The 8,654-nt window shown below is 44.6% G+C and carries 7 protein-coding genes; 6 read left to right on the top strand and 1 reads right to left on the bottom strand.

Annotation, left to right across the window (positions count from 1 at the left end; translation table 11 throughout):
* A partial coding sequence (locus tag H6A32_RS01040) for an InlB B-repeat-containing protein (protein WP_204863550.1) occupies positions 1 to 3,690 on the bottom strand: 3,690 nt, incomplete at its 3' end.
* A gap of 580 nt (positions 3,691 to 4,270) precedes the next feature.
* Here H6A32_RS01040 and H6A32_RS01035 point away from each other — a divergent pair.
* The 6 genes from H6A32_RS01035 (at position 4,271) to H6A32_RS01010 (ending at position 8,654) form a co-directional block, all read left to right on the top strand.
* Positions 4,271 to 5,041 (top strand): hypothetical protein, encoded by a 771-nt coding sequence (locus H6A32_RS01035; RefSeq protein WP_118635639.1) that lies wholly within the window; start codon positions 4,271 to 4,273, stop codon positions 5,039 to 5,041.
* 139 nt (positions 5,042 to 5,180) lie between these two features.
* Positions 5,181 to 5,756: an RNA polymerase sigma factor gene (locus tag H6A32_RS01030; RefSeq protein WP_204863549.1), complete on the top strand. Its 576-nt coding sequence runs from the start codon at positions 5,181 to 5,183 to the stop codon at positions 5,754 to 5,756.
* 15 nt (positions 5,757 to 5,771) lie between these two features.
* Positions 5,772 to 6,719, top strand: coding sequence for a transglutaminase-like domain-containing protein (locus H6A32_RS01025; protein ID WP_204863548.1), 948 nt, complete (start codon positions 5,772 to 5,774; stop codon positions 6,717 to 6,719).
* Positions 6,720 to 6,747: 28 nt separating this feature from the next.
* Positions 6,748 to 7,785, top strand: coding sequence for a type II secretion system F family protein (locus H6A32_RS01020; protein ID WP_204863547.1), 1,038 nt, complete (start codon positions 6,748 to 6,750; stop codon positions 7,783 to 7,785).
* Between the two features lie 19 nt (positions 7,786 to 7,804).
* Positions 7,805 to 8,158, top strand: coding sequence for a hypothetical protein (locus H6A32_RS01015; RefSeq protein WP_118635642.1), 354 nt, complete (start codon positions 7,805 to 7,807; stop codon positions 8,156 to 8,158).
* Complete coding sequence (locus tag H6A32_RS01010; protein ID WP_204863546.1) at positions 8,148 to 8,654, top strand: DUF4860 domain-containing protein; 507 nt, start codon at positions 8,148 to 8,150, stop codon at positions 8,652 to 8,654. The genes H6A32_RS01015 and H6A32_RS01010 overlap by 11 nt, the downstream gene beginning before the upstream one ends.

Raw genomic sequence — 8,654 nt, 5'->3', positions numbered from 1 at the left:
GTCTTCGTCATAGACAATCTCAGCCGGGATCTGCTCTGTCAGGTCGTATGCTGCATCGTAGCTGGTAGCTTCTGTGTATGGTGCCTTAAGGGCTGTTCCCTTTTCATCATCCATTACATAGTTCACTTTCAGGCTTCTTGCCTGTGCTGTGTACACAGCTTTTAAAGTAATAATCGTGTCCTCGCCAGCTGCTCCGTCTTCAATAGCATCTTGTACACTCCATGGTCTTGCAGACTGCGTTGCATTACTTTCAGTTGTCCATCCAGTCGCTGTATATCCTTGTTTCTCCGGTAAATTCTTCACCTCAATCTTATCAAGAGCACTGATTTTCGGCAAATAGGCTTTAAATCCGTCTGGGCATGTTCCTTTTTTGATAATAGTATATATATTATTATCAACAGGATTTTCTACAAGTCCGGCTGGATTTGTTGAATATTCAACGTTATATTTTGTTGTCAGATATACATACACCGTACTTCCATCCGCCACATTATCAACAGTAACTTCTTTACCATTCTGGGTAATATCTTTTGGATCTGTTTCTCCCTGGACTTGCTTTGCATATACGCTGTTAAGAATATAATCTCCGTGTAAAGTGATTTTCATGTCAACGCAATCATATTGGTAATAGCCAAATTTTAATACTCCAGATCTTACAGCAGCATCTTGATCCTGTACCCGTTTACCGTCAACATAAACATTTAAATAAATCTCACCTTGACGATACACTTCTTGATTATTTCCAATATCTTCTGCATTGGCATAATCACCTATGATGTCACTGGTTTCAATTTCTTTCCACTGAGCAACAAATCTTACATTCTCTTGCGGCATCGTGAATCTATTATCTTCAACATCTACGCCAGAATTCTGAATTTTCCATCCAGTAAACACATAGCCAGACGAAGTAGGTTTCGCATCACTTACAGTCTGACTGGTTCCCCATGGTACACTTGTTGTAGCAGGAACTTCAGAAGCACTCGCCACCTCTCCTTTATCATAGCTGATTGTATAGGTGTCTAAGTCATAATAGAATTTAACTGTGGTGTCACCATTTACTCCGGTTATTGTAAGATGGGATTTTTCATCATTAAGGTGATATCCTTTATATGTATCTCCTACACCTTCTTTTTCATGCGGTCTATTTATAATCGTGATACTTTGACCATACTGAGCTGTTTTTGTTTCACCTTCTGACTCTACCTCGTCATATGATTCCGGATTAGTCTGGCTTTGCTTGTACACTTCAATATTATAAGCATATCTTTCCGGATTTGCTCCTTCTGCAACCCACTGGGCCTCGAAAATAATTTTATTGTCTTCTGTAGCATACTCCGCAACATCCTCTAATGGGATTGTATCTCCTGGCCAATATGTCTGATCGCAGTTTTTGATTTTCCACCCATTAAATTGTTTTCCAGAGGAAATTGGTGTTTCGTTCCCTACAAAGATATCCGAATATGTCCCAGATGCTCCAGAAATACTGTAACTATTAGAATTTGTCGGAAGATTCTGCACATCATTACCTGAACCGCCAGTATATTGAACCGTATAAATTAAAACTTTTGCCGTAATATTCAAGACCGTACATCCTTCAGAACTTTCTTGAATGGTAAAATAGTAATATCCATTGCTTGATGTTATTCGACCTAATGTGCCGGCATCCACATCAACATTAATATTACCATACCCAGGTTTTATCTTATACCGAAACCGAATGCTATCTCCATCTCCCTGGCTGTCATATCCCAACGGAACAGCTTCTTCAGCTGCTTTCCAATTCTGAACACCATTATCATTGTCAAAAACCTCAAGATCTACGCCTTCTATTTTATTTGGCATAATTTCTTTCCAAGAGTTCGCACGGAAATTTCCTCCGGTGATGACAATATCTTCATAAACATTGGACAAAGTAACTTTATATCTGTATTGTCCTGTTTTTCCACCTCCCGCCCACCACGGTTTCTCAGTTGGTATTTCAACTAATTCTATTTTGACATTAGTTCCTGTTGACAATACATCTTCTGAGACAGCACCTTTTGCATAACTGGTCGGAACATTTACATATTCTCCATTGATCTGCAAAGAATTAAATCGCCAATCGTTTGATCCATATGCTATTGAAACCTGGAATGTATATTCTCCGCCCGCATTGAAGGCAACTTTCGAGTTTTCACTCCGGCCAATGTTTGTCCAAGTAGCACCATGATAGTTTTCCAGCTCAATTTCTTCTACCCAGGCATGATATTGTTCTACTTTCTCAAAGTTAACTTCAACCTTGATTTTACCATCGCGCCCTGGCACAGCTTTTTCTGCAGGAATGTTATACACTGTATTATCTGAAGAGATTTCTTCATCATTCACAAAAACCGAAGTTTCATATCCTCTTGCTGTTGTGACTTCAATATTAAACCCTTTGTTTAATGTTGAATTGTTTGGGCAGTTTACTGTATTCCCTTTAACATCTGCTCCGTTTCCAGATATTTCCAGCTCGATCGGATAACCAATTTCGTCATAGATCAACTGTATTCGTTCATTTTCTCCTAAAATTGTTGCTGGTTGATAATACCCTTCATTCCCTGAAACAGTTGCATAATATATGTTGTTATTATAAGTTCCAACATAGTCTAATCTTGTTCCGCCTGAAGTTTGAGCATACAAAAACTGATATCCTGATTTTGCATATGTAGATTCCGTAATATTTCCTTGCGGAATATCGATAGTTTCAAGTCGTTCATCATTACTATTATAGACATCTACCTCAACAGTTCCTGCTACTAATAAGTTGATTGCTCTAATCTTGCCTGTCGGTACTTGGGAATCTGTATTCTTTTCAGAAGAGTTATCATTCTCTACAGAATTCTGTTTCTGATTTTCAGCTTCACCTGTCGTCTGCTGATCTTCCGTCTTAGCCCCGGCATCCTCCTTCGGCTCCTCCGCTTTACTATCCGCGTCCTCGCCATCTTCGTTTGCTTCAGGTATCTTCTGATATACGACTTTGACAGTAGTATTCTCATCTACCTGGAGTTCGTAGTAGCTGTCTTTCACCAGCCTGAGCGGTGTCTTCTCGTCAGGCATCTGGTACACTGCGGATACCTGATATCCGTCGTCGGCTTTTACCTTAAACTGGACTTTTCCATTTTCGTCCGTCTTTAAAGTTTTGCCGTCGGCCACTTCGTTGCCGTCCATATCGGTAACTTTACCGTGTTTTTCCGGCGTCTCGAAGGTGATATCGTAGAGGACCTTCTCTTCTCCGGTCTTGGAATCTTCCTGCTTTTCTTCAGCTTTCTGAGCTTCCGCATCCGTAGATGGAGTCTCCTGGGTCTGTGTATCCGTGCTCGGAGTTTGGGAAGAAGTTTCGTCTTTTGTCGTTTCTTCTTTTGCTGTCTCTTCCTGTGTCGTCTGAGCCTCAGTCTGACTGCCTGCATCTGTCGTGGTATTCTGCGTGTCAGTTTTCTTCGTTTCAGTCTGCTGTTCAGCCTGCGCTGAAGAATCTGTGCCATTTCCCGTCTGATCAGATGCCTGCCCCTCTATGCCTCCCGATGCATCGCTTTGGGAATTAAGAGATTCGGCACTTTCGGCACCTGCCTGTGTAGTAGTTGTGTCTGTTCCCGGTGCCGCATATGCGACATTAGAAAACACCATTGCAGCCGCTACTGCCAATGCTGTAATCCTTTTTGCTCGTCTCATCTCTTTTCCCCTCCTTTCCTTTTAAAATTTTTGTATTCCCTCCATGCCTCACGGCATCATGGTTCATACATATAGGGGAAAAATTTACCCCTACACTATATAAAGACGGAACAAACTTCAAAAAAGGGTCACATTTTCTTCATTTTTTTTTCATATTTTTCAAATTTTTTCTTCTGAATGGACGGCACATGGAAAACAGCCTGTTTTTTCGCCATTTTTGCGTTTCATTTTTCTCAGGTCCTGACGGTGTTTTTCGTACTACGGTCTAAAAAAAATGGAAAACATTTCCATTTTTTTTATTTTTCCGCTGCTTTTTTTAATTTTTTCAAGTTTTTTTTCGATTTTGTGAACCGTTTTGCACTTTTTCACCGTCTAAAATATATAGAAAGGTTAATTGCGGAAGTTATCCGGACGATCTTCTTTTTGTTCTGGTCAAAGGACCTGGCAAAGCACGTCGGTTTATCATTAAACTTCCGTTGTAGGCGAAACCGGCTCTGTTTTCGCCATAGATAATTAGATTCACATTTATATTGTCACAAACCGGTTACTAACATTTATTGCAGAAAGGACTTGTGGAATCATGAAACATGAAGAGAACAACCGTACTAACAGGCATTCTGAAACATCTGATTTTCTTCACGACAAAAAAGCCGCAGACCAGCTTTTTCAGAATATCGTTTCAGAGCTTGAATTAAACCCATCTTTAACCCGTCATTCAGGCTGTGCATATCACCGTCGTTTTATCGGCCGTTATGTTTTGCGGGGCACCTGCGTACTGGCGGCGGCCTGCCTGTTTGCTTTTTGCGGAACCGGGTTTCTTCAGAAACCTGCGATTTCCCGTGTGAAGGCAGCTCCGTCTTCCAATGCGGCAAGTGCTACTGTAACATTTCAGGTAGATGCACTTTTTCCAGTCCGTGATGTCAGCGCTTCTTTGAACGAGAAAACGATCAATGTAGACACTCTTGGAAACAACGGCTATTCCATTGAGGTCAGTGAAAACGGATACCTTCTTCTGGAAGTGGTTTCCATTTCCGGTATCCGGTCAGAGCAGGGCCTGTCAATTGATTCGATTGACGATCAGGCGCCTGTCATCGTGTCACATATGCACACGGGCAGCCTTATTGAAATTCATGTCCGGGATATTGGTGATTCCGGCGTTGACTATGACGGTATCTATGCCACGACTTCTTCCGGCATGATAAAGCCGGAATCCTTTGACGCTGCAGACGGGCTGGTCGTTTTTCCGTATCCATCCGAGGATATGTATATCACGATACCGGACAAAAACGGAAACCGTCTTGTTTCCCTCCTGCAGCCGGCTGATGAATCCGGCACTGAAGAAAGTCGATAAATTTCTATTTTCAGAACAAGGCCAGGAAAAGGATCGATTCCTTTCTCCTGCCTTGTTTTCCTGTTTCGCAAATGGTATACTTAAAAGACATAACAGAAAAACAGTCCGGTTTAATTTATAAACGACAAGAGGTTTAACGATGTCACATGAATCATTTGACACGAAATATCTTTCTTATCTTTCCGGTTTTATCCGGAAACATGATGGGAAGGCTTTCGCAGAATTATACAACTATACATACCAGAGGGTTTACAAATATGCTTTCGCATTTCTGAAAGACCCTTATCTGGCTCAGGATGCAGTGCAGGAAATCTACACTTCCATTTACAAAAATATAGATGCCTTGAAAGAGGATTCTCTGTTCCACTCCTGGATGAATCAGATTATTTATCATATCTGCTGTGATTTTCCCCGGAAAGCAGGCAGCAGTCAGAACGAGCAGACTGATTTTACCAGTGATCCGAGGGTGCTTAGTATCGCTTCCGAGGAGGACTGCTTCCGTGACATCTCTGACCGGGAGTTTTTAGCTCATTACCGGGAAGCTCTGGATGAGCTCCCTTTTGCAGAGCGTCAGGCATTTCTCCTGCGGTACGAGCATGACCTGAAGCTGGAAGAGATTGCCGTGTTTCTTGACTGTTCTCTCAGTACTGCCAAGCGGCACCTGCGCGCTTCCAAACGGCATCTGGCCGAAAGGCTGAAATCATTTCAAAACTAAGATAGGAGTTTTTTGATGAATCTGAAACGCAGACTTGTGATTCTGTGCGGGCTTCTTTTCTGTCTCGTCCTTCTTGTTTCCGGATGCTCTTCCGGGGGGAAATCTTCTTCCGGCGGTGGATCCGGGGATGGCAAGGCCGGGACACGTGACTCGACGCCGCACGTTTATGTACCGGAAGCATCCGGGACGGGTCTTCTTGGCGGACCGCCTCTGACTCTGGATATCTCTCACACGGACCAGGGCTATCTGATGGCTCTTTATGACGGTTCCGCATCGAAGGCAAACATTCAGATCACCGGCCCGGATGGAATCACCTATAAATATTTCATCACAACTCCCGGAGAGTATGTGACGTTGCCGCTCACATCCGGGAGCGGCACTTATACGATTGCCGGATATGAGAATATCGTAGACAATCAATATGCATCTTTATATAAGGAAACGATTGAGGTCACACTGGCGGACGAGCTGCTGCCGTATCTGTACCCGAACCAGTATGTGAATTTCTCTTCGGAGTCCCGGGCGGTTCAGAAGGCCTCCGAAGTGGTAAAGAGCGCTTCCTCCGATCTGGACGCCGTGGCGGATGTGTACCATTTCGTCATCGAGCATGTGTCTTACGACACGGAAAAGGCCGAGACAGTTCCTGCCGGTTATCTGCCGGATGTGGACGAGACGCTTTCCACCGGAAAGGGGATCTGTTTTGACTATGCCGCGCTGACCACGGCCATGCTCCGTTCCCAGAATATCCCGACCCGTCTTGAGATCGGATATTCCGGAAAAATCTATCATGCATGGATCAGCGTCTACATCGAAGACATCGGGTGGATCGATAAACTAATCGAATTTACGGGAGATGCGTGGACGAGGATGGATCCGACCTTCGCCTCCAGCAATGAAAATAATGAAAAGATTCTGAAATATATCGGCGATGGTTCCAATTATAACCTTCAGTACCTGCATTAGTTGCAGCCGCAGTTCAGAAAGGAGTATTATGAAAACTTTATCCAATACCGAATTAACAACGTTCTGCAGTCAGTTTGCCCTGATCCTGCGTTCCGGGATCTCGTCGCTTGAGGGGCTTTCGATCATGCAGGAAGATAGCCCGAAAGGAGAAGGACAGGAGCTCCTTTCCGGGATGATCCGGACAATGGAGGAAACCGGAAGTCTTTACGAAGCTCTTACCGCATCGGAAGTGTTTCCGCCGTATCTTTGCAGCATGGTGGAGATCGGGGAACAGTCCGGACGTCTCGATGACGTCATGGCTTCTCTTTCGGAGCATTACCGCAGAGAGGACGAGATGGCCAAAAACATCAAAAGCGCAGTCTCCTATCCTCTTGTCATGCTGGGCATGATGATTGTCGTCATCTTTGTCCTGATTGTAAAGGTACTGCCTGTATTTAATGAAGTATTCCAGCAGCTCGGCACCGGCCTTGGCGGTATTTCCGGGACAATTCTTTCTCTTGGAAACACAGTCAGCCGCTATGCGCTCGTATTTGTCCTTGTTGCTGCAGTGATCGCCGGGCTTTTTCTCTATTTTGCCTTTACCGCAAAGGGGCGCCGTCAGATCCGTGTCTTTGCAAGATCCTTTCTTCCGACCCGGAAACTGATGGAAAAGATCGCCTGCTCCCGCTTTGCAAGCGGCATGTATCTTTCCCTTTCAAGCGGGCTTGATACGGATCAGAGTCTGGAAATGGTTTCCCGGCTTGTGGACCACCCTGTGATTCAGGAAAAGATCCGGAATATCCAGGCACTGATTCTGGAGGGGACTTCCTTTGCGGATGCAGTGTCACAGACCAATATGTTTTCCGGCATCTATGCGCGCATGGTTTCCATCGGATACAAGACCGGCGCCATGGATGATGTAATGAAACAGATTTCCGCACAGTATGACGAAGAGATTGACTCCCGGATGAGTGATCTGGTGGCAAAGCTGGAGCCGACTCTTGTAGCCATTCTTTCCATTATTGTCGGTCTGATTCTGTTGTCGGTCATGCTCCCTCTGATGGGAATCATGTCCAATATCGGCTAATCGTTCTTGGGAGGAATTTATGAATCGATTCACGAAACAGCCCCGGCGCATGACGGGGGTCAAATATCTGATTTCCATCGGGATCTTCTGCGTGATTCTCTTCTGGTTTCTTGGAGGACTTTCTTCCATTTCAAAGACAACGTCCGAACAGGAGCTGGAGAGTCTGAAGCAGGCTGTCATCCGAAGTTCTGTCCAATGTTATGCGCTGGAGGGATTTTATCCGGAAAGTCTGGAATATCTGGAAGATCATTATGGACTTACTTATGACGATGATAAATATGTGGTTTCCTATGAGGTGACCGCCTCCAACCTGATGCCGTCCATCGATGTCTTTGCGCTGAATGAAACGGAGGTGGATTTCAATGAGGAATAAGCGAAAAAACCAGGGCCACATTGTCGATCTGTTTTTTACGCTGTCTTTATTCTGTCTGTTTGCCGCCTCGGCCCTGATTGTAGTGATCATCGGCTCTGACGTTTATCGCAAAACCGCAGCAAATATGGAGGAAAATTATGCAACGCGGACCGCGCTTTCCTACACCGCCGAGAAAATCCGCCAGCATGATTCGGCCGGAGGCGTCTATCTGACAGATGATGACGACGGAAATACCATCCTTGTTCTGAGCGACAATGCAGGCGGGGAAACTTATCTGACCTATATTTACCCCTATGACGGCTGGCTTTGCGAACTGGTCGTGAAAGAAGGAACCGGATTTTCCAAAGAGCAGGGAGAACAGATTCTGGAAGTGGATACGTTCTCCGTGGAGGAAGAAGACGGATTTATCCGGGTGACCGCGGCGGATTCCGGCTCTGCACCGGTGTCCTGCCTTTTGCATCTGAGAAGCGGCTCCGCTTCCAGCATCGAATCATAA

Origin of the sequence: Drancourtella massiliensis, assembly GCF_016900655.1 — a bacterium.
Classification (GTDB): domain Bacteria; phylum Bacillota; class Clostridia; order Lachnospirales; family Lachnospiraceae; genus Sellimonas; species Sellimonas catena.
This window is presented reverse-complemented; position numbering and strand designations above follow the sequence as displayed.